The organism is Deinococcus sp. Arct2-2 (assembly GCF_004801315.1).
Classification (GTDB): domain Bacteria; phylum Deinococcota; class Deinococci; order Deinococcales; family Deinococcaceae; genus Deinococcus.
In genome coordinates this window covers 28,080-47,745 of record NZ_SSNW01000005.1, presented here as the reverse complement: position 1 = coordinate 47,745, position 19,666 = coordinate 28,080, and the positions used below count along the sequence as shown (strand labels likewise).

The window sequence follows — 19,666 nt, the reverse complement described above, 5'->3', positions numbered from 1 at the left end:
CAGCCTGTGAATATATCCAATCCGCTCAATACACACGTCACCATCGAGATTTTGCTTGTCGAGGACAGCGAACCCGACATTTTGCTGACCCAAGAAGCATTTGCCGATGCCCGTGTGCCTAACCGGTTACACGTAGCCCGCGACGGCGTAGACGCCCTGAATTTCCTGCGCCGGGAAGGAATTCATGCTAACGCCCCGCGCCCAGACGTGATTTTGCTGGACATCAATATGCCGCGCAAAAACGGCCTAGAAGTCCTGACCGAAATCAAGTCCGACCCCCTGCTGGGCAGCATTCCAGTGGTGATGCTCACGACCTCGCAGGCCGAAGACGACGTGCGAACTTCTTATGCCCGCCACGCCAGCGGCTACGTCATCAAACCTGTGGGCTTCGACAACTTCTTGACGGCCATCCGCGCCTTCGAGGATTTTTGGATGACCTTCGTGCGTTTCCCGCCCCGTGCCTAAATACTCTGCGCTTGCACAGCTTCACAGCCCCACTTCCAAGCATAAAAATCCCCCAGCCGAGCAAGCTGGGGGAACGCTTTTGGGGCGTTGGTGAGGGTTTAGCGGCGGTCGGTGGTGGTCACGGTGGCGGGGCGGTTACGGCCCATCAGACCGAAGAGGCCCAGCAAGCCTGCCAGTCCCCAAGGAATCTCGCGGGTGTCGGCCCTGCCGTTGTTGTTGGCATCCACCACACCGTCACCGTTGGGGTCGATAGCTTCGTCGGCTCCGGTGAGGTTGTTGGCGGCACTATCCACGGCTTCGCCCGTTGCAGCAGCGGCGTCGTCTACAGCTTCGCCAGTTGCGGCGGCGGCGTTATCCACAGCTTCGCCTGCTTGCTCGGCGGTTCCGTCGGTGCTTTCAGTGCTGGTGTCCTGCACCAGCACGTAGCTGGAAGAAGGAGCGGTGGCGAGGGCGGCGGGGGCGGCAAACAACAGGGCGAGCGTCAACAGGGTCTTATTCATGGGGTTCTCCTAGGGCAGCCGTACCAAGGGCAAGGCAGTGGGAATGTTCTCCGCCGTGTGGCGAGAGGAATGACCAGAGTGTGCCCTGTCTTGCAAAAAAAACCCTGAGATGAGGCTCAAGAACGCCTTTAAGTAGCGTTTGGTCAACCTGAATGTAGCGTCATCCACCAATCAGAGTCTTTTGAGGGGAAGTGCGTTGATTTGCTTCAATGCCCGCTAGGACGATGGGATGATACTTAAATGAACATCCGGTTACAATCTTTGACCATCCGGTATAAAGAAGCTGACCCCAAGGCCAAAGCTAAGGGTCAGATAAATGTTCAATTTTGGCCAGTTTGTGGAAACGGGAACTCAGGCATGTTTTGAAAGCCCGGATGCTTCTGTTACAACATCCCTATCAGGACAATGTTTTCTAAGTTTCTCCGCTGGCAGAACGCAGTTATTCGTCGGTAGTGGCCTCCGCTTGCGCCGCTACCTGCATCGCACTCAGCACGTTTTGCATATGCTGGTCAAGGTCTACGCCCAGTTCCTCTGCACCCTGCACCACTTCCTCACGGTTCACGCCGCCTGCAAACGCCTTGTTCTTGAAGCGCTTTTTGAGGCTGGACAGTTCCACGCCGCGCACATCGCGGTCAGGGCGTACCAGTGCGGCGGCCTGCACCAAGCCCGACAGTTCGTCTACGGCAAACAGCGTGCGCGACAGCAGCGACGTGCGGGGCGTATCCGTGTAGGCGGCGTGACCCATAATGGCGTCCAGTACGGCTTCCGGCGTATCGGTGTTGGTTCGTAGGAATTCCACACCCCAGTAGGGATGGGTTTCGGGGCGAAGTTCGTAGTCGAAGTCGTGCAGCAGGCCCGTGACGGCGTACAGGTCTTCGTCTTCGTTCCAGTGCCGCGCATACCAGCGCATGGCGGCTTCCACATTCAGCATGTGCCGCCGCAACGACTCGGAGGGCGTGTGTTCCAGCATCAAGGCGTGGGCTTGCTCGCGGTTCATGTGGGCAGTTTAGCGGGCGGGGCAAGCCACAGAGGGGAAAGAATCCGCCTGCATAGCTTGACTGGCCCTGCATACCGCGTTATACTTCTTTCAATCAAGTTGACCCAGCTAGGGTAACTCAGACACCGCCCCCAGAAGGCGGATTTTTTATTGCTCCCCTGTTCAGCCGCTTATTGACTTTTGCTTGGCTTGGCAAGAGCTTTTGCGCTCCCCTCAAGGGGGGCCGTCTGCACAGCCAACTGAGAGGTTCGCTCGCAACCGTCAAGTTTGGACGATGCTCAGCCGGACGGGAATCAATAAAAACATTCTGCGGAGCTGACATTTTTCATCATCTCAACTTCTCTGGAGATAGCCAAATGCTCTAGCCTGCGTCCATGACCGCGCTGCCGCCCCAGCCTGATACACATTTGGACGCACCGCCAGAGATTCCGCCAGATTCACTGCCGCTGAACACTGAAGCGCCCCCGGAACGCGGCCCCGTGCGCCAGCGTTCGCCGCTGCCCGACGTGCTGCGCGGGCTGGCGCTTCTGGGCATCCTGATCGTGAATGTGCAGGATTTCGCCGGGTTCCGGGTGTGGACTCAGGGCGGCCTAGACCGCGCCGTGCAAATCGTGACCGACATTTTTGCCAATGGCCGCTCTATCAGCCTGTTTGCCATGCTGTTCGGCTGGGGCGCGGCGGGGCTGCTGGCGCGGCAGGGCGTGGGCACGTTTTTGCGGCGGCACGCGGTCTTGCTGGCGCTGGGCACGCTGCATTTTATTTTTATCTGGCACGGCGACATCATTGCCAATTACGCGCTGCTGGCCGCTGCCCTGCTGCTGACGGCGAGGCTGACTGCGCCGACGCTGGTTCTGGTGGCAGGGGGAATGGGGGGATGGTGGCTGGCAGACGGGGTGGTGGCAGGGGTGCAGGCCAGCCTGTCCAGCACACGCTTTGGGCGATATGCGGGGCTGCAACAGTTCACCCCCGACATGCCCTACCCGGAGGTGCTGAACGAGCGGGCGGGCGATTTCAGTGTCAACCTGATTGGCGGGAGCATCTTCAACGGACCCTGGCTGCTGGCCCTGTTTTGCCTGGGGGCCGCCGCCTACCGCATAGGCCTGCTGCTGCGCCCACACGAGCATCTGCCGCTGCTGCGCCGCCTGAGTGTGTGGGGCTGGGGGCTGGGCCTGCCGCTGGGCGTGCTGCTGGCATGGCTGAATACGCGGGGCGATTACGCTTCGGGGCTGCTGGCAACTCCGGTACGAATGGGCGGCGGGCTGGCGCTGGCGCTGGGATATGTAGGCGTGCTGGGCACGTTGGCAGCGCAGAACAAACTGGGCGGGTGGCTGGCCTTCGCCGCCAGTGGGCGCGTTGCCATGAGCAACTACATCGCCCAAAGCCTGATTATGACCACCGTGTTCTACCCCTACGCCGGAGCGCAGTACGGGCAGTGGGGGGCGGCGTCGGCGGTGGCGTTGGCGCTGCTGGTGGGGCTGGCTCAATTGCCGACGAGTGCGTGGGTGCTGCGGCGCTGGGGCATGGGGCCGCTGGAACGGCTAGTACGGGCGCTGGTATATGGGTGGCAGAAGTAAAGTTGGAAGGTAGAGTTGGCAGGTGAACCCCCCCCCGTTGCTTTGCAACGCCCCCCCTTAGAGGTGGGGACAAAAGCCGTTGCGCTCCCCTCTAAGGGGGGCTGGCTGCGGAGCAGACTGGGGGGTCTACACGCAGCGTTGGCCGCCGAACCAAACAGGAGCATTTCTTCCGTGTTGATTCTTCTGTGCCGCTTGAGAGTGTGCTGCTTTAGAATGGCCGCCGCTCTGGGCATTCCAACTTAAGGAACGCGCCAGACTCAAGGAGACACACACACATGGCCGGTCACAGTAAATGGTCGCAAATCAAGCGCAAAAAGGGGGCCAACGACAAACGGCGTTCGGCCATGATCAGCAAGCATCTGCGGGCCATTACGGCGGCGGTGCGTTCGGGCGGCAGCGGCGATCCGGCGGGCAACCTCAGCCTGAAGAACTGCATCGCGGCGGCCAAAACCGATACGGTTCCGGTAGACAACATCGATAGCGCCATCAAGCGGGCGTTGGGCGCGGGCGAGGGTGCGGCGGAGTACAAAGAAGTGAATTACGAGGGCTATGGCCCCGGCGGAACGGCCATTTTCATTGAGGCCCTGACCGACAACGTGAACCGCACGGTGGCCGAAGTCCGCAGCGTCTTTTCCAAGAAGGGCGGCAGCATGGGCAACAGCGGCAGCGTGGCGTGGCAATTCGAGAAAAAAGGCGTGCTGCTGGTGGCCGACGCTTCTGAAGCCGCTCAGGAAGCTGCCATAGAACACGGCGCGGAAGACTTTGTGGAGAGTGAGGACGGCCTAGAAATTACCGCCGCCCCTGCCGACTTGTACGCCGTGCAAGACGGCCTGACCGCCGCCGGATTCGCCGTAGAAAGCGCCCAGATGAGCATGATTCCCAGCAATACGGTAGCCGTAGAGGGCGACGACATCCGCAAGCTGCTGGTGCTGATGGAAGCCCTAGAAGACTTGGATGACGTGCAGAACGTGTATTCGAATGCGGATATGCCGGAGGATGAAGAGGAGTAAGTGGGTAGTGGTCACTGGGAAGGTCAAAAGCTGAATTGATCTTCGGTGCAGTGCTTTTCCCAATCACTACTCACCACTACCCACTCACGGTTTTACAGCACCAGCGCCCGCGCATTGCCGCCCGGCCTGTCCCACAACGTAAACGCCGCCCGTGCGCCGGGACGAATGATGCCTTCATCGTCCCAGCCTGCGGCCAGCGCAGGGCCACGTGTGTGGGCGTGCAGCACGTCCAGTTCGGTCAGGGCCTCGTGCGGGGCCACCCGTCCGCCCTCATCGTCTACCCGGCTGATGGCGGCGGCAAAATTGGCGCGGTAGTCGGGCGGGGTCACGGGGGCGTCACTGCCAAAGGCCAACACCGCTCCGGCATCGCGCAGGGCGCGGAAGGCGTAGGTTTCGCGCTCCAGATGCGGCAACAACTGGCGAATCATCGCGCCGTCGCCTTGAAGGTGCATGGGCTGGACGCTGGCGGTGAGGCCAGAAAACCGGGCAATATCGGCGGGCCGCAAGTGTTGGGCGTGTTCGATTCTCAGGCGGATGCCGCGTGCCTCCGCCGCACCGCGCAGGCTGTCGTAGGCGTCCAGCACCTCGGTATTGGCCCGGTCTCCGATGGCGTGCGTCACGGGCGTGAGGCCCAGTGCAATGGCCTGTGCGCCCAGTTCACGGATCAGGTCGGGCGAGTCCAGCGGAATGCCGGTGCCGCTGCCATCGGCAAATCCGGGCGCGTGCAGCCAAGCGGTGCGGCTGCCCAGCGCCCCATCGGCAAAAAACTTGACGCCGCCCCACTGAAACAGGCCGCCGGGATTCAACCCTAGTCCCAATTCGTGGGCCAGATGCAGGCGTTCGTGCGGCAAGGTGGCCCAGACCCGCAGCGGCAATTCTGCGCGTGAAGCGAGCGTTTGCAGGGCGCGGGGCGCTTCGGGGGATTCGAAGGCCATCGTGTGGGCGCTGACATACCCGCGTGCCACGAGGTCAGCGGCCCCAGCACGGGCGGCGGCCAGATACTGCGCCTCGCTGGGGGCCGGAATGACGCCCGCGACGAGATCGGTGGCGTTTTCCAGTAGCGTTCCGAGGGGCCGCACGATCTTTCCGCCTTCTGGATCGGGCGTGGATTCTGTGACCCCGGCCAAGCGGAGCGCCAGCGAATTGGCCCATGCCGAATGCAGATCGCGCGAATATAGCAAGACCGGATGATGCGGGCTAACCTCGTCCAGCACGGCAGCGGTGGGGAAATCATTCAGACCCAATTCACTCATCAGAAAGCCGCCGCCGCGAATCCATGTGCCGTGCGGTGTATTCATGGCCCGCTGCGCCACCCGCGCCAACACCTCCGAGACGCTGCGTGCGCCGTGTAGCCCCACTTCCGAGAGGGAAAAGCCGTAGCCGACAAGGTGAATGTGCGCGTCGGCCAGCCCCGGCGTGAGCAGCAAGTCGCGGTGATCGTGTTGCTCGGCTTGGGGCGCGATTCGCCGCATTTCTTCGGCAGAACCCACCGCCAGCACGCGCCCACCGCCCACCAGCACGGCTCCGGCGTCGGGCTGGGCAGGATCGAGCGTGAGGGTTCGGGCCAACAGGAGATGCAGCGGGGAAGTCATGGCCCCAGCCTAGAACAAGAATGCGGAGACTGTCCGGCGTTTCGCCTCAAGCCGCGCCCCTTGCCCAAAAGTGTTTGAGACAAAACTGTTAAAAATACTGCATTCACGGTCACTTGATGGTGCAGCCCAGCAACAGCCTGCTAGACTACCGCCATGCCGCGCATCCTTGTCGTGGATGACGACGCCGCCATCCTAAAATTGATCAGTGTCATTTTGTCGCGTGCTGGGCATGAGGTCCGCACCAGCAACCATCCTGTCGAAGCCCTTGATTTGCTAAAAGTGTTCACGCCTGATCTGGTGATCAGCGACGTGGTCATGCCGTACATGACGGGTCTGGAGTTTTTAGAAAAAGTGCGTGACAACGAGCAGTTGGGCGCGTTGCCCTTCGTGCTGCTGTCCAGCCATGCAGAGCGCGGAGACGTGCGCCGGGGCATGAACTTAGGGGCCGACGACTACCTGCCCAAGCCCTTTACGCCGCTTGATCTGACCACCGCCGTAGACGCCCGGTTGCGCCGCGCCGGACTGACGATTCAGGGCGAAAGCGGCATGTTAGCTAAGGGCTTAGGCACGGCCCAAGTGGTTTGGAAGGGCGCGGCGGTGGCGTGGGTGTCGCGCAAGGCGCTGGAACTGTTCTTCTATCTGCTGGAACACAAAGAAGTGACGAGTTGGGAAGCCGCCGAGGCCCTCTGGCCCGAAAAAGACGAAGCCCGCGCCAGCAGCCTGTTTCATACCACCTTGCACCGCCTCCGCCGCAGCCTCAGCAACGAAGCAGTGGTCAGCACCAATCGCCGCTATGCGCTGGCCGTCGATCTGACGCCCGAATACGACGTGCAGCGCTACGAACTGCTGGCGGGGCAGGCTGAAAACGGCAGCCTCGGCCTAGAGGAACTGCGCGAACTGGCGGCCATCTACGGTCACTTTTTGCCCGGAGCCGATAGCCCGTGGGTAGACGATGTGCGCTCGCGGCTGGAGCAAAAGCAGCTGAGCATTCTGGGCCTCGCCGCCCGCGCCGCCACCGAAGCCGGACGCGCCAAAGACGCCGCCATGCTGCACCAACGCGCACTGGCCATTGACCCGATGAGCGAACTGGACTGGCAGGGTTTGGCCCGCGCTCTGGATACCATTGGCGATCCCCGCGCCCGCCTCGCCGCACAGAGGGAAGCGTGGTGGGCTGTGGACTTGGACTGAGCAAGCTGGTCAGACAAGTAAAGAACGAGGGGGCGCTGAACAGGTGTCTCCTCGTTTTCTTTGCCCGCCAACTCCTCTCCGCGCCATTCGGCAGATTCACCCCTTCCCCGCCGCTGATAGACTGCACCCTATGACGGTTCCGCCCACCACTGCCCCGACGACTGCTCCAACCACGGCACAGATTCGTGAAAAGTATCTGTCTTTTTTCGAGAGCAAAGGCCACCTGCGCCTGCCCAGCCACAGCCTGATCGCGCCTGATCCCACCACGCTGTTTACGGTGGCGGGCATGCAGCCCTTTAAGCCGCAGTTTATGGGTGCGGCGGCCAAATTCCCCGGCTACGGCGACAATCCCCGCGTGACCACCGCCCAAAAATGCCTGCGCGTGGGCGACATAGAAAACGTGGGGCGCACACTGCGGCATTGTTCCCTCTTGGAAATGCTGGGGAACTTTTCATTTGGCGACTACTTCAAGCGGGACGCGCTGATGTGGGCGTGGGAGTTTCTGACCGAACCCGAATGGATGGGGCTGGACAAATCCAAGCTGTACGCCACCATTTACGAGGACGACGAGGAAGCGTTCGAGATTTGGACGAAGGAAATTGGGCTGCCCGAAGACCACCTGCTGCGCTTTGGGGCCGACGAGAATTTCTGGCCCGCCGATGCACCCGCCAAGGGGCCAAACGGCCCGTGTGGGCCATGCAGCGAGATTTTTTATGACCGGGGGCCAGCCTACGGCGACGATACGTGGGCTGAATACGCCGACACCCGCGAAAGCGCCCGCTTCTTGGAAATCTGGAACAACGTGTTCCCGCAGTTCGAGCGGCAGGAACCGCAGGCCGACGGAACCCCGACGCTGCTGGACTTGCCCGCCAAAAACATAGATACGGGCATGGGCCTAGAGCGCATCGCCACCGTCGTGCAGGACGTATTCGACTTCTATTCCAACGATGTGTTTGCGCCGATTATTGCCCGGATCGTGGAACTGAGCGGTAAGCCGTACTTGGGGCCAGAAAGCATCTCGCACCGCGTGGTGGCCGAGCATGTGCGCTCTGTCAGCATGACCTTGGCCGACGGCGTGAGCCTCAGCAACACCGGGCGCGGCTATGTGATTCGTAAGATTTTGCGCCGTGCCAGCCGTCATGCCTACCTGTTGGGCCTGCGCGAACCCGTGCTGCACACGCTGGTTCCGTTGGTGGTGGCGAGCATGGGCGGCGGCTACCCCGAACTGGTGACGGAAGAAGCCCGCGTGACCGCTGCTATTCGGGCCGAGGAAGAACGGTTCCTGAAGACGTTGGAAGGCGGCATTCAGCGACTGGGCGGATTGCTGGAAGGCATGCAGCAGGGGGGCATTCTGGGCGGCGAAGAAGCCTTCACGCTCTACGATACCTACGGCTTTCCCGTAGACCTGACCAAAGAAATTGCCGAAGAATACGGCGTGAGCGTGGATGAAGCTGGATACGCCGAGAGCCTAGAGCGGGCGCAAATGCTGGCGCGGGCAGGCAGCAAATACGGCAAATCGGAGCTGTTTGGCGGGCAAGATACGGTGGGCGATCTGAGCGCTACCGCGTTTGTGGGCTATGACCAACTGGAAGCCGAGGGGCAAGTGCTGGCCCTGATGACCTCCGAGGGCCGCGTGGACGCGCTGGAAGCAGGCACGGCGGGTACGGTGGTGCTGACGCAGACGCCGTTTTACGCCGAGGGCGGCGGCGAAGTGGGCGACACCGGACGGCTGGAATGGACGGGCGAGGACGGCCTCGCCGGGGCGGGCGTGGTGCGCGATACCCGCAAGACCCCCGGCGGTGTGTTCCTGCATGAAGTGGAAGTGCACGCCGGAACCCTGACTCCCGACGTGACGGTGCGCGGCGTGGTAGACGGAGCGCGGCAGGCCACCGAGCGCCACCATACCGCCACCCACCTGCTGCATGCGGCCCTGCGTGCGGTGTTGGGAGACGGCGTGCGCCAAGCTGGATCTCTGGTAGCCCCGGATCGTCTGCGCTTCGATTTCTCGCACAGCGCGGCCCTGAGTACAGCAGAAATAGCGGAAGTGGAACGCCTAGTGAGCCGCTGGATCAGCGCCGACTTTGCCGTGAAGTGGCAGGAAATGCTGATTGCCGAGGCCAAAGCAGCGGGCGCGACGGCCCTCTTCGGCGAGAAGTACGGCGACACCGTGCGCGTGGTGAGCGTGGAGGGCGACGTGACCCTGAACGGCCACACGGTGAGCAGCAAGGAACTCTGCGGCGGCGCACACGTGACCCGCACGGGTGAAATCGGCGCATTCGTGCTCCTCAGCGACGAAAACGTAGCGGCAGGCGTGCGCCGGATTGAGGCTCTGGCAGGTGAGGCCGCCACCGCTTGGCTGCGCGAGCGCCTGAACAGTGACGCCCGCCTTGCCGCCAGCCTGAATACCAGCCTAGACGGACTGGAAGTGCGCGTGGCAGGCTTGCAGGCCCAACTGAAGGCCGCCGAGAAAGAAACGGTGCAGGTACGCCGCCAACTGACCGAAGCGCAGATGGGCGGAGGCAGCGGCGGCGCGGCTCCTCTGCGCGAGTTGGGCGGCTTCCGGGTAGCGGCCCTCAAACTGACCGGGATTGCAGGCAACGAACTGCGCGGAGCCGCCGACAAGCTCCTCGACACCAGCGGCGCAGACCTCGTGGTGATCGCCTCGGACGCCGGATTGGTGGTGAAGGCTACCAAAGAGGCTGTAGCGAAGGGCGCACACGCGGGCCAACTGGTGGGCAAACTGGCCGCCGCAGCGGGGGGCAAAGGCGGGGGCCGCCCCGATATGGCACAGGCCGGAATTCAGAACCCGGACGCCGCGTTGGAGGCGCTGGACACGGCGTTCTAAACAAACAACAACGGTGAGCGGGAGCCCGGGCGATTGCCTTCGGCTCCCGGCTCCTTATGGCCGGAAGCAATCCAAAATCAGGCTTGTGAATCCCGGCTTGCCTGTGACCGCTCGCCACGCCGCGTTTCGATCATCCAGATGGCTACAGCGGCCTATCGGTGCATCGGCTGGGTTCCAGTCGGCGCGGTGAAACTGGCCCGCCGCATCCCACCATTCCAGCGGGCGCACGCGGAATCCAGCGGCGGCGAAGATGGGCGCGAAGGTGTCCAGCGTGTACACGATTTGATGATCGGCGGCGGGGCCGGGGCCATTGACCGCCACCATCGCTTGATAAGCCGGATCGGGATGCAGAGCGTCTGGCACAGCCACGCGCAGGAACCCGCCGGGGTTTAAATAGGCGAAGACCAACCGCGCCGCCGCTCTCCCCTGTTGCACCGTCAAGTGCTCCCACACGTGTTCGCAGAGGAAAGCCTTGGCTCTCGCATCACCAAAAAAGCGGGCAAACGTAGCGGGTTCCAGCAAATCCAATTCCGCCTGTTGAGTGGAACTCCAGCCGTCCCAGTGTTTCTCGCCAGCACCGATGTTGACCTTCATAGGCCCAATTCTGCCCGCTGCGCCCGCGTGAAGCTTGCCAAGACCAAGGCGTGACTTCCGGCCAAGAGTTCCTGCACCAAGTCGTCGGGCAGACTGCCGTCCAACGTGACCGTGACCCAGTGGCGCTTATTCAGGTGATAGCCCGGCACAATCGCGGCGTGCGCGGCCCGCAACGTGTCGCCGTCTTCGGGCCGAACCTTCAGCGAGAGCGTCAGCGGATCAGCGTTGATGCCGGTCAGCGCGTACATTTTGGCAGCGTCGGGCAACCCAACCTTCCAAACGAGGGTGTCTAGGCCGAATGGAAACGTTTCTTGGGAATGAGGCAGGGCCGCGCACGCCGCACGCAGATCGGACATAGAACGCATGGGCGCAGTGTGGCACGCCCACAAGCTTCAGCTTTCGGTAATAGTATCCAGACCTTCCGCCGTGCCGAGGGCTTCATTGGCTTCGGTCATGCTGGCGTCACCGCCAAGCATCGTGCTGACCTCGCCCGCGCTGAGGCCTTCGGTGCTGGGGGTGAGCATGGGCGGAATAGGGCGCTGGGCAACGTCGGCGGGGGCGTCGCCTTGCTCAGCAGAGATGTGTTCGGTCTGGTCTGGCCCGCGTACCGACAGCACAGGATTCACGGGCAAGGCGTCGTTGCGGTCATCGTTTTGGGTCATGCCCTAGTCTGCGCGGGCCATGTCAGGGCCGTCTGACGGTTGGCTCAAGGAATCATGATCAAGTGGTGGTTATGCGCCGTCTGCTCGTGCCTCTGCTCTTGCCTTTCCTGCTGTCTAGCACGCCTTTGCCGCCCGCCGCCTCTGACCTCCTGCGCGTCGCCGTCCTCAGCGACATCAACGGTTCGTATGGCAGCCTGAGCTATCCGTCTGCGCTGAAATCCAGCCTCAGCCGCATCATCAACACTTGGAAACCCGATGTAGTGCTGTCGGCGGGCGACCTGATCGCGGGCCAGAAAGCCAGCCTGACCGACGCCAACGTGCGTGGCATGTGGGCCAGCTTTGATCGAGAGGTGCGCGGGCCACTGGCAAAGGCTGGCATTCCTTTCGTGTTTACGCTGGGCAACCACGACGCCAGCCTTGCGCGGGACAGGCGGGAAGCGGCGGCGTACTGGACGCGGTTTGCACCCGCCGGAACAGTGGTAGACGCGGCGCAGTATCCCTTCCGCTACAGCCTGACGCGCACCGACAAGGCCGGACGTACCCTGTTTATTGCCGTACTGGACGCCAGCGGGCCAAAAGTAGACGCCACGCAGCGGGCATGGCTGGCCGCGCAACTCGTCACACCGCAAGCACGGGCGGCAGGCGTTCGCTTGGTAGTGGGGCATCTGCCGCTGGCAGGCGTCAGCGAGGGCAAAAACAAACCCGGCGAAGTGATTACGGAAGCCGCCCCACTGCGCGAGGTGATGGAGCGGGGGCGCGTGCTGGCTTACATCAGCGGGCACCACGCAGCGTACTATCCGGCCAAATTGGGCAACCTGAACGTGCTGAGCAGCGGGGGCATCGGCGGGCGCGACTACGTGGGCTTTCCCGGTACGGCCCGCAGCGTGGTCAGCGTTCTAGACATTGATGTGCAGGCCGGAACCGCCCGCCTGCACGCCGTGGATGCCGACACGGGCGCGGCGGTTGATCCCAACGTATTACCCGCCCGAATCGGTGGATTGGGCGGGCCGTTGGTGCGGGTGGAGGAGTTTCGGTGAGGGGGAGACGGTTCCGGGTGAACCCCCCCGTTGCTTTGCAACGCCCCCCCTTAGAGGGGAGGACAACAGCATGTGCGCTCCCTTCAAGGGGGGCTGGCTGCAAAGCAACGGGGGGGCTGCCCCTACTTCGGCATCATCTTGTAAAACTCCATGCCCCGCGCCGTGCGGTTTTGGAATCCGGGCCAATAGGTGTCGTCGGCCTTGGGTGTGCCGTCTGCGTTGCGGCTGAATTTGCCGTCATTTGACAGGGCGGTAGGTACGTTCAGGTACGCGGCGGCAGAGGCCGAACCTTTCAGTTTGGTATCTAGGAAGGCCGTCACGAAATGCTGGTTGATGTTGTTCAGGCGGCCCATGTCCCACGCGGGTTCGGCGTAGTGCATGTAGTCGTCGAAGCTGCCCAGCGTGGCGGCGGGCGGCGGATTGGGGGCCGAATTGTGGCTGGCGTTTTGGTAGACCACCATGTATCGCTCGGCATTCACGGCGTTCTCGAACAGGGATTTCACGCCGCCCCCATAAAACGCCACGTCATCCTTGTCGCCCACGATAAATATCGTCGGGACTTTGAGGGCCGCCAAGCCTGCTTCATCCCAGAAGCCGTATGGGCCGCCAAAATTGACGCCGATGGCCTTCACAGCGGCATCTGCACCCCACGGAGCGAAGGCCACCACAGCTTTCACGCGGGGATCGGTGGCGTAGGCTCCGGTTTGGCGTGCGGCCAACGCGCCTCCCGGCACCAGCGGCAGCATCTGCGGGCCAAATCCTGCGCCCGCCGCGTTCAGTGCGCCGTAGCCGCCCATGCTGTAGCCCACCAACCCGGTCTGATCGGCGTTCACCATCCCGCTCAGCACGCTGCCACTGCCCGCCGCCCCCAACCGCGCCATTTCGTTCAGCACGAACATATCGTCTAGCGGGCGGTTCAGCAGCGTGCTGGCAAAAGCCGCCTTGTCGCCGTGCGTGCTGTCGGTGTGGTCTATGGCGGCCACGATATAGCCTTTGCTCGCCAAGTTTTCGGTGAGGTAGGTCATCAGGCTGCGGCTGCCGGGATAGCCGTGAGACACGATGACCAGCGGAAATGGCCCGCCCTGAAGGTTGGCCGGAGCGTTGCGGGTGGCGCGTCCGGGCGTCGTAAACGGCGTATTGGGCCGCTTGGGATCGTTGGGGCCGCTGCCCAGCACGTCGCCGTAGGTGGTTGCGCCCGCACTGCTGGCCCCCGTCGTGGGATACCAGACTTCCACCGTCAGCGGGCGGTCATAGCGCGGAATGGCTCCCTCTTTGGGCGCGTTCACGATGTCCAGTTGGCCCGGATTCACCAGTTTCAGTGTCTGCACGCCCACCGCGTAGTTGCCGCGTGCGCTGAGGGCGGGTGCATCGGGGCGCAGGTCGCCGGGAACCGACAGGGCGGGCAACACCATTGGGGACGTTTGCGCCATGCCCCCCGACATCAGCGTGCAAGAGGTCAAGGTGCCAGTCGAAGCCAGCGCCGCGAGTGTGATGGACAGGCCAAGTCGTTTCATGGGGAAACCTCCGGGAGAGGGGCGGGCCGTGAACGGGCCGGGGCGGCAACGCCTAAGCCAGCGCGGGCTGAGAGGAACGTCTACGGGGAGACACTGAATTGTCTGTTGCGAGGTTCAGCGTAACGTCAAAGGTGAGATTGGGGAGATAGTTAAAGGTCAGGTTTAGGTCTTTGGGTGGAAGGGCAATCGCGTGGCTCACTCACCCCCTCTGCTGGCGCAGCTCTGCGAGTCCCAACCTCCCCCCTCAAGGGTGAGGGAGCAACACCCAAGATTCCAGTCTCGGATGTTGCCCTCTCCACTCGTGGGAGAGGGGCGCTGCGTCAGCAGCGGGGTGAGGGGGCGATTCAGCGGCATATCCGCCCCGACAAACCACAAAAAAGCCGGAGCAGCTTCCCACCGCTCCGGCCTTCACTTAATTTTTTGTCCCTACTGAGTGGCTTACGCCTCGCTGTAGGTCTTCTCGATGGGCAAGCCCACGCCGTTGCCCCATTCTGTCCACGAGCCGTCGTAGTTGCGGACGTTAGGGTAGCCCAGCAGTTCGCGCAGCACGAACCAGCTGTGGCTGGAGCGTTCGGCGATGCGGCAATACGCGATCACGTCTTTGTCGGGCGTCACGCCTTCGCCGCCGTAGAGGGCGGTCAGTTCGTCGGCGCTCTTGAAGGTGCCGTCTTCGTTGGTGGCCCGCGCCCAAGGAATACTGCGTGCGCCGGGGATGTGGCCGCCGCGCAGCACGCCTTCTTGGGGGTAGGCGGGCATATGCGTGACCTTGCCCGAAAACTCGTCGGGGCTGCGAACGTCTACGAGTGCGCCCGTTCCGGCCTTCACGCTCTCCAGATGTGCCCGCACTTCGTCGCGGTAGGCCCGCAGGCTTTCGTCACGGGTCAGGGCCGGATACGTGGTGGGCGTCGTTGAAGTGGCGTCGGTGGTCTGCTCGCGGCCTTCGGCCACCCACTTCTGGCGTCCGCCGTTCATCAGCTTCAGGTTTTTCACGCCGCTGTAGCTCAGGAACCAGTAAGCGTAAGAGGCCCACCAGTTGCTCTTATCGCCGTACAGCACGATCTGGTCGCCTTCCTTGATCCCGAGGCGGCCCAGCAGCGCCGACACTTCATCGGCGGTAATAAAGTCGCGCTCCACGGGATGCCAGAAGTCGCCCTGCCAGTCCACCTTCACCGCGCCGGGAATGTGGCCCGTGTCATACAGCAAGATGTCCTCGTTCACTTCAACGAGGCGCACGCCGGGGGTGTTGAGGTTGGCGGCCACCCAATCGGTGTCGACGAGAACGTCTTTTGCATAGTTCGTTTGCTGGGTCATGGGGATTCCTCCTGAGGAATGGGGGCGCAACAACTGGGCGCGGGGCGGTCAACTCACACTGTCGGGCCACATTGTACCCAATCGGTGTACTAATTGACAAAGTAGGTCAACTGGACAAGCCTTACCATATCCCGCCCGGTGCCGGGGGTACAGTGGCCCCATGACCGCCGACTCTACCCCCCCCACTGCGCCCCTCCCCGAGAAGCTGCAAGTCATCGTGGATTTGTTCCGGCGTGCGCCCAAGCCGCTGCGCCTGCAAGCCCTGCTGGAATACAGCCGCAAATTGCCGCCCCTGCCGCAGCAATACATCGATCACCCCGAGTTTTTGCAGCCTGTACCCGAGTGCGCCAGCCCGTTCTTTTTGGTGACCAAAGAGGTAGACGGCGGCGTGCAGATGTTCTTCAAGGTGCCCGAAGAAGCCCCCACCGTGCGCGGCTACGCAGGCATTCTGAGCGAGGCACTGAACGGCGAAAGCCCCGAAACCATCCTGAGTGTGCCGGATCAGTTTTATATGGATATGGGCCTGACCGAACTGATTACGCCCATGCGGCTGCGTGGCATGGGCGCAATTCTGATGCGGCTGAAGCGGGATGTGCAGGCGCATGTTGAAGGGGCGTAAGTAGGCGACGATTCCGGGTAGACCCCCAGTCTGCTCTCCTGCGGAGCTGTACCAGTTCGCAGCCAGCCCCCCTTAAGGGGAGCGCAAAAGCTGTTAAGTCCTCCCCTTAAGGGGGGGCGTTGCGCCAGCAATGGGGGGGTTCACCTTCCAACTCCAACCCACTACCGCCGCAACTTCCGCGCCGCCTCATCCGGCGTAATTTCCCCGCGCTCCAGCCGTTCCAGCACTTCCGATTGTGGATCGGCGGGTTCGGGTTCGTAGCCGATGGCCCGCAAGAGCGTATCGAAGCGTGCGCGGACGGTGGGGTAAGACACGCCCAGCACGCGCTCCACTTCCTTCAGATTCCCACGTACCCGCACGTACAGGCGCAGAAATTCCAGATTGTCGGGCGTGAGGGTCGCAAATTCGTTGAGGGTAAAATCGCCGCGCACCGTGACGCCGCTGCTGGGAAACCGCAGTTCAGTCACAGTGGGCGCTTCCGTTTCATCGGGGAAAGGGATGGGCAGGGGGCGGGGCATGGGATTCACTGTAGGCGATGGAGTGGGAAACGGAGACAGGGCCATTCCACGTTTCCCGCACCGTTCCCCCTACGAGAGCGTCAGCTTTACGCTGTTGCCGTCGCTGTCTTCGGCGTTGATCAGGTTACCGGGAGGCGGCGACGCTTCTATCAGGAGTTGCAGGGCCTCTAGGCTCAGGCCAGCGCGTTCTAGGGCGCGAATGCCGTGCGCTGGAATCAGCTTGTGTAGGTGCGGCGCAAGGCTCACGGGCAGGTTGGCGTCGTATTCGTCGCCGTCGCTGGACTCTACCTGCACGCGCAGAATTCGGGCGGTGGCTCCGGCACGGGGAGGCGCACCCGCCGAATTTCCGCGCCCCATCACACTGCTTAGACGCTCATTGACTCGATCCATAATCCCCTCCAGATTCACGTCTACATTCATGCCCCGTCCGAAAGCCTGAGAACCGGGAAACTGCTCATCCCAACTGGGGGGAGCGGGTGGGCGCGGCGGGGCTGGGGGCGTATCGCGCACGCCGCGCAACAGCATCAGATGTTCGGCCACTTGCCCAGTCTCCATTTCCTCGCGGGCCAGCAGCGAGCCGATCAGTTCGCGGTCTGCGTCGGTGAGGGCCAGCCGCGCACTCAGGGCAGCCAGCAGCGGCGCAGCGTCGTTCAGGTCAAGTTTTCCGGCCCGCACCAAATCCAAAATGCGCTTTACCTTCTCTTTCATAACGCTACCCCCGATCCGCTCAGCACCTTGACTTGACCCGCCGTGACTCGGCAAGACAGTTGCGCTTCGCCGCTACCCAGTCGCCCGCCATGCCGGGTGTTCAGGAAGCCGCCGGATTGACTGGTAGCAAAGTCGGACTTGAAGGCCCCGACTGTCACTTCGGCCTGCAAGGTCACGTTGCTGCCTTCTTTCAGGTACAAAGTCGCGTTTCCGGCGTTCACTTCTAGGCGGTGGTTGCCGCCCGTCAGCAGGCCCGCCCAGCGCAGGTTGCCGCCATTGATGCTGGCATTCAGGCTGCGTGCGCCCTCCAGCGTCAGGTTGCCGCCGTTCACGTTCAGGTGCGTGGGGCCGCCCAGTTCGGTGGCCGTCAAATTGCCGCCGTTCACTTCGGCGTTCAGGCTGGCGGCGCGGCCCATTTTCAGGTGGCCGCCATTCACTTCGGCCTGCATTTCTCCGGCCAGATCGGGCAGGGTCAGGCTGCCGCCCTCCACCTGTGCATGCACGTTGCGGGGCGCAAAAGGCAGGGCCAAAATCGCTTTCAGGCTAAAGGTATGGTGGCCGGAATGGGTCAGGCGGCGCACGCTCCAGCCGGTGGCGGTGGCCCGCAAAGCTACTTCGCCGTCGCGGTTGGCGCTCAGTTGAGGGGCCGACAGGTGCGCGTCGTGCAGCACGGTCAGGACGAATCCACTGACGTGCAGATCAAGATCGGGCGGCGTGTCCCTGAACTGGTCGGCGCTCTGGGTGGGCATCAGGGCCATCGCCTCTGTCCCAGCTTCGTTGGGCGAATCTCCTTCCAGCAAGCCTGCCGCCTCATCGGGGGTGAGTTTGCCTTCGGCCACCAGACGCTGGACTTGCGAACGGAAATCTTCGGGTTGATGTTGTTCATTCATGTTCGTCTCCTGTGCATATATAGAAACACCAAACTCACAGATTGTCAAGCGCAGTTTTAGAGTTAATGAAGTTTGGATAGATAATCCGTATGTCAGACAGCCTCTAACTAGGACGGCGATTGGCCTCCTCAGGGGGACTAGCAAGCCCAAGTTTCTATTCGCTCAACTGCTCCTCTCTCCCCTGCCCCGCCCCTTATCCTTTGACCCATGACTCTGCCCTCCCTCACTGCCGATCAGCTCACCCCAGCCCAACGCACCGAAATAGAACTGCTGGCGCGGGGCAAGGCCGAAAAAAGCCGCACCCTGCGCGAATCAGGTCAGGCTGAAACGCCCGAATCGGCCCATGCCCTGCTGCTGCGGTTGGGGACTTGGACAGACGCCCGAACGCCGTATGCAGACCGTCTGGGCGCAGCCTTAACCGCCGTAACACTGCCTGTGCCCGACTTTGCCGATGAAGCCCGCCTAGACCTGACTCACCTCGAAGCCTTTGCCATTGACGACGAGGGCAACCGTGACCCCGACGACGCGGTGGGCATTGAAGCCTTGCCAGATGACCTCACGCGGCTGTGGGTGCATGTGGCCGACGTTTCGGCGTTGGTGACCGCAGACAGCCCGCTGGACTTGGAGGCCCGCGCACGCGGCGCGACGCTGTATTTGCCTGACCAGACCATCGGGATGCTGCCCGACGAGTTGGTGGAACGCACCGGCCTCGGCCTGCACGACACCATGCCCGCGCTGTCCATCAGCCTCGATCTGGATTCGGACGGCAACGCCGATGCCGTAGACGTGTGCCTGAGCCGTGTGCGCGTGACCCGGCTGACCTACTCGCAAGCGCAAGACCGGCTGGATGCGGGCGCAGAACCGTTTGTGACGCTGGCCCGCCTTGCCCGTGCCAGCCGCTTCTTGCGCGAATCGGAAGGGGCCATGAGCATAGACCTGCCCGAAGTGCGCGTGAAGGCCGACGCACACGGCGCGGAAGTGTCGCCGCTGCCCAAGCCGGAAATGCGGTTCGTGGTGCAGGAATCGATGACGCTGGCAGGCTGGGGGGCCGCCATTTTCGGTGACGATCACAGCATCGCCCTGCCGTTTGCCACGCAGGACGCGCCCACCCGCGACGTGCACGGCGACACCCTGCCCGCACAATGGGCACGCCGCCGCACGCTGGCCCGCACGCGCTTTCAGCCTTCGCCGGGGCCGCATCACGGCATGGGGCTGGAGTTGTACGTGCAGGCCACCAGCCCTATGCGCCGTTACCTCGATCTGGTGGTGCATCAGCAGTTGCGCTCGCACTTGACCGGTACCGAACCGCTGGGGGGCAAGGCCGTTGCTGCCCGCGTGGCCGAGGCCCAGATGAACGCCGACGCCACCCGGCAGGCCGAACGCCTGAGCCGCAAGCACCATACTCTGCGCTACGTGGCCGCTCAGCCAGACCGCGTGTGGGACGCCGTAATTGTAGATCGGCGCGGCCCGCAAGCTACGCTGCTGATTCCCGATCTGGCCTACGACTTGCCCCTGAGTACCCCCGCCCCGGCAGGAACGGCGTTGCGTGTGCGCCTGACCGATGTGGATTTGCCCAAGCTGACGGTGCGGGCCAAAGTCGTCACGGGAGAATAGGGCCAACACAAGGAATGTGAAAAACTTG

At 62.9% G+C, this 19,666-nt stretch carries 19 protein-coding genes; 8 read left to right on the top strand and 11 right to left on the bottom strand.

Features of this window, described 5'->3' with window-relative positions:
* Positions 1–6: 6 nt before the first annotated feature.
* Positions 7–465: a response regulator gene (locus E7T06_RS03750; protein WP_168733354.1), complete on the top strand. Its 459-nt coding sequence runs from the start codon at positions 7–9 to the stop codon at positions 463–465.
* Between the two features lie 98 nt (positions 466–563).
* Here the strand turns inward: E7T06_RS03750 and E7T06_RS03745 are convergent, their stop codons facing one another.
* Together E7T06_RS03745 and E7T06_RS03740 are read right to left on the bottom strand one after the other, a co-directional pair.
* Positions 564–965, bottom strand: a complete 402-nt coding sequence (locus E7T06_RS03745) for a hypothetical protein (protein ID WP_136364516.1) — start codon at positions 963–965, stop codon at positions 564–566.
* 439 nt (positions 966–1,404) lie between these two features.
* The gene (locus tag E7T06_RS03740) at positions 1,405–1,962 is read right to left on the bottom strand and encodes an HD domain-containing protein (RefSeq protein ID WP_136364515.1); all 558 of its coding nucleotides are present in this window, start codon (positions 1,960–1,962) and stop codon (positions 1,405–1,407) included.
* 374 nt (positions 1,963–2,336) lie between these two features.
* On the opposite strand from E7T06_RS03740, the gene E7T06_RS03735 reads away from it, so the two are divergent.
* Together E7T06_RS03735 and E7T06_RS03730 are read left to right on the top strand one after the other, a co-directional pair.
* The gene (locus E7T06_RS03735; protein WP_136364514.1) at positions 2,337–3,536 is read left to right on the top strand and encodes a DUF418 domain-containing protein; all 1,200 of its coding nucleotides are present in this window, start codon (positions 2,337–2,339) and stop codon (positions 3,534–3,536) included.
* Positions 3,537–3,811: 275 nt separating this feature from the next.
* Positions 3,812–4,546, top strand: coding sequence for a YebC/PmpR family DNA-binding transcriptional regulator (locus E7T06_RS03730; protein WP_136364513.1), 735 nt, complete (start codon positions 3,812–3,814; stop codon positions 4,544–4,546).
* A gap of 92 nt (positions 4,547–4,638) precedes the next feature.
* On the opposite strand, the gene E7T06_RS03725 is transcribed toward E7T06_RS03730, so the two are convergent.
* Positions 4,639–6,138, bottom strand: coding sequence for an amidohydrolase (locus E7T06_RS03725; RefSeq protein WP_136364512.1), 1,500 nt, complete (start codon positions 6,136–6,138; stop codon positions 4,639–4,641).
* A gap of 153 nt (positions 6,139–6,291) precedes the next feature.
* Between E7T06_RS03725 and E7T06_RS03720 the strand changes: the two genes are divergently transcribed.
* Positions 6,292–7,326 (top strand): response regulator, encoded by a 1,035-nt coding sequence (locus E7T06_RS03720; protein ID WP_136364511.1) that lies wholly within the window; start codon positions 6,292–6,294, stop codon positions 7,324–7,326.
* A 130-nt stretch (positions 7,327–7,456) separates the two neighbouring features.
* Positions 7,457–10,171 carry an alanine--tRNA ligase gene (gene alaS / locus E7T06_RS03715; protein ID WP_136364510.1) on the top strand — a complete coding sequence of 905 codons (2,715 nt, stop codon included), beginning with the start codon at positions 7,457–7,459 and terminating at the stop codon, positions 10,169–10,171.
* A gap of 54 nt (positions 10,172–10,225) precedes the next feature.
* On the opposite strand, the gene E7T06_RS03710 is transcribed toward alaS, so the two are convergent.
* The 3 genes from E7T06_RS03710 to E7T06_RS03700 are packed head-to-tail and all read right to left on the bottom strand — an operon-like array spanning position 10,226 to position 11,427.
* Positions 10,226–10,765, bottom strand: a complete 540-nt coding sequence (locus E7T06_RS03710) for a hypothetical protein (RefSeq protein ID WP_136364509.1) — start codon at positions 10,763–10,765, stop codon at positions 10,226–10,228.
* The gene (locus E7T06_RS03705) at positions 10,762–11,130 is read right to left on the bottom strand and encodes an MmcQ/YjbR family DNA-binding protein (RefSeq protein WP_136364508.1); all 369 of its coding nucleotides are present in this window, start codon (positions 11,128–11,130) and stop codon (positions 10,762–10,764) included. Before E7T06_RS03705 ends, E7T06_RS03710 begins: the two co-directional genes overlap by 4 nt.
* A 27-nt stretch (positions 11,131–11,157) precedes the next feature.
* A complete protein-coding gene (locus E7T06_RS03700) occupies positions 11,158–11,427 on the bottom strand; it encodes a hypothetical protein (protein WP_136364507.1) in 270 nt (89 codons plus the stop codon).
* 71 nt (positions 11,428–11,498) lie between these two features.
* Between E7T06_RS03700 and E7T06_RS03695 the strand changes: the two genes are divergently transcribed.
* A complete protein-coding gene (locus tag E7T06_RS03695; protein WP_136364506.1) occupies positions 11,499–12,464 on the top strand; it encodes a metallophosphoesterase in 966 nt (321 codons plus the stop codon).
* Between the two features lie 122 nt (positions 12,465–12,586).
* On the opposite strand, the gene E7T06_RS03690 is transcribed toward E7T06_RS03695, so the two are convergent.
* Both E7T06_RS03690 and E7T06_RS03685 read right to left on the bottom strand, forming a co-directional pair.
* Positions 12,587–13,978: a dienelactone hydrolase gene (locus tag E7T06_RS03690; RefSeq protein WP_136364505.1), complete on the bottom strand. Its 1,392-nt coding sequence runs from the start codon at positions 13,976–13,978 to the stop codon at positions 12,587–12,589.
* A gap of 438 nt (positions 13,979–14,416) precedes the next feature.
* The gene (locus E7T06_RS03685) at positions 14,417–15,289 is read right to left on the bottom strand and encodes a sulfurtransferase (RefSeq protein ID WP_136364504.1); all 873 of its coding nucleotides are present in this window, start codon (positions 15,287–15,289) and stop codon (positions 14,417–14,419) included.
* Positions 15,290–15,449: 160 nt separating this feature from the next.
* On the opposite strand from E7T06_RS03685, the gene E7T06_RS03680 reads away from it, so the two are divergent.
* Positions 15,450–15,908, top strand: coding sequence for a SufE family protein (locus tag E7T06_RS03680; protein WP_136364503.1), 459 nt, complete (start codon positions 15,450–15,452; stop codon positions 15,906–15,908).
* 161 nt (positions 15,909–16,069) lie between these two features.
* On the opposite strand, the gene E7T06_RS03675 is transcribed toward E7T06_RS03680, so the two are convergent.
* The 3 genes from E7T06_RS03675 to E7T06_RS03665 all read right to left on the bottom strand — a co-directional run bounded on the left by E7T06_RS03675 (position 16,070) and on the right by E7T06_RS03665 (position 18,024).
* Positions 16,070–16,426 (bottom strand): DUF2089 domain-containing protein, encoded by a 357-nt coding sequence (locus tag E7T06_RS03675; protein ID WP_064013474.1) that lies wholly within the window; start codon positions 16,424–16,426, stop codon positions 16,070–16,072.
* 69 nt (positions 16,427–16,495) lie between these two features.
* Complete coding sequence (locus tag E7T06_RS03670; RefSeq protein ID WP_136364502.1) at positions 16,496–17,134, bottom strand: hypothetical protein; 639 nt, start codon at positions 17,132–17,134, stop codon at positions 16,496–16,498.
* On the bottom strand, positions 17,131–18,024 hold the full coding sequence (locus tag E7T06_RS03665) for a hypothetical protein (protein WP_136364501.1): 894 nt from the start codon (positions 18,022–18,024) through the stop codon (positions 17,131–17,133). Before E7T06_RS03665 ends, E7T06_RS03670 begins: the two co-directional genes overlap by 4 nt.
* 207 nt (positions 18,025–18,231) lie before the next feature.
* On the opposite strand from E7T06_RS03665, the gene E7T06_RS03660 reads away from it, so the two are divergent.
* The gene (locus tag E7T06_RS03660) at positions 18,232–19,638 is read left to right on the top strand and encodes an RNB domain-containing ribonuclease (protein ID WP_136364500.1); all 1,407 of its coding nucleotides are present in this window, start codon (positions 18,232–18,234) and stop codon (positions 19,636–19,638) included.
* The last annotated feature ends 28 nt before the right edge of the window (positions 19,639–19,666 follow it).

Excerpts from the sequence above, each read along its gene's own strand:
- E7T06_RS03745 (WP_136364516.1), bottom strand. The coding sequence starts at position 965 with ATGAATAAGACCCTGTTGACGCTCGCCCTGTTGTTTGCCGCCCCCGCC.
- E7T06_RS03740 (WP_136364515.1), bottom strand. The coding sequence starts at position 1,962 with ATGAACCGCGAGCAAGCCCACGCCTTGATGCTGGAACACACGCCCTCC.
- E7T06_RS03735 (WP_136364514.1), top strand. The coding sequence starts at position 2,337 with ATGACCGCGCTGCCGCCCCAGCCTGATACACATTTGGACGCACCGCCA.
- E7T06_RS03730 (WP_136364513.1), top strand. The coding sequence starts at position 3,812 with ATGGCCGGTCACAGTAAATGGTCGCAAATCAAGCGCAAAAAGGGGGCC.
- E7T06_RS03725 (WP_136364512.1), bottom strand. The coding sequence starts at position 6,138 with ATGACTTCCCCGCTGCATCTCCTGTTGGCCCGAACCCTCACGCTCGAT.
- E7T06_RS03720 (WP_136364511.1), top strand. The coding sequence starts at position 6,292 with ATGCCGCGCATCCTTGTCGTGGATGACGACGCCGCCATCCTAAAATTG.
- alaS (WP_136364510.1), top strand. The coding sequence starts at position 7,457 with ATGACGGTTCCGCCCACCACTGCCCCGACGACTGCTCCAACCACGGCA.
- E7T06_RS03710 (WP_136364509.1), bottom strand. The coding sequence starts at position 10,765 with ATGAAGGTCAACATCGGTGCTGGCGAGAAACACTGGGACGGCTGGAGT.
- E7T06_RS03705 (WP_136364508.1), bottom strand. The coding sequence starts at position 11,130 with ATGCGTTCTATGTCCGATCTGCGTGCGGCGTGCGCGGCCCTGCCTCAT.
- E7T06_RS03700 (WP_136364507.1), bottom strand. The coding sequence starts at position 11,427 with ATGACCCAAAACGATGACCGCAACGACGCCTTGCCCGTGAATCCTGTG.
- E7T06_RS03695 (WP_136364506.1), top strand. The coding sequence starts at position 11,499 with ATGCGCCGTCTGCTCGTGCCTCTGCTCTTGCCTTTCCTGCTGTCTAGC.
- E7T06_RS03690 (WP_136364505.1), bottom strand. The coding sequence starts at position 13,978 with ATGAAACGACTTGGCCTGTCCATCACACTCGCGGCGCTGGCTTCGACT.
- E7T06_RS03685 (WP_136364504.1), bottom strand. The coding sequence starts at position 15,289 with ATGACCCAGCAAACGAACTATGCAAAAGACGTTCTCGTCGACACCGAT.
- E7T06_RS03680 (WP_136364503.1), top strand. The coding sequence starts at position 15,450 with ATGACCGCCGACTCTACCCCCCCCACTGCGCCCCTCCCCGAGAAGCTG.
- E7T06_RS03675 (WP_064013474.1), bottom strand. The coding sequence starts at position 16,426 with ATGCCCCGCCCCCTGCCCATCCCTTTCCCCGATGAAACGGAAGCGCCC.
- E7T06_RS03670 (WP_136364502.1), bottom strand. The coding sequence starts at position 17,134 with ATGAAAGAGAAGGTAAAGCGCATTTTGGATTTGGTGCGGGCCGGAAAA.
- E7T06_RS03665 (WP_136364501.1), bottom strand. The coding sequence starts at position 18,024 with ATGAATGAACAACATCAACCCGAAGATTTCCGTTCGCAAGTCCAGCGT.
- E7T06_RS03660 (WP_136364500.1), top strand. The coding sequence starts at position 18,232 with ATGACTCTGCCCTCCCTCACTGCCGATCAGCTCACCCCAGCCCAACGC.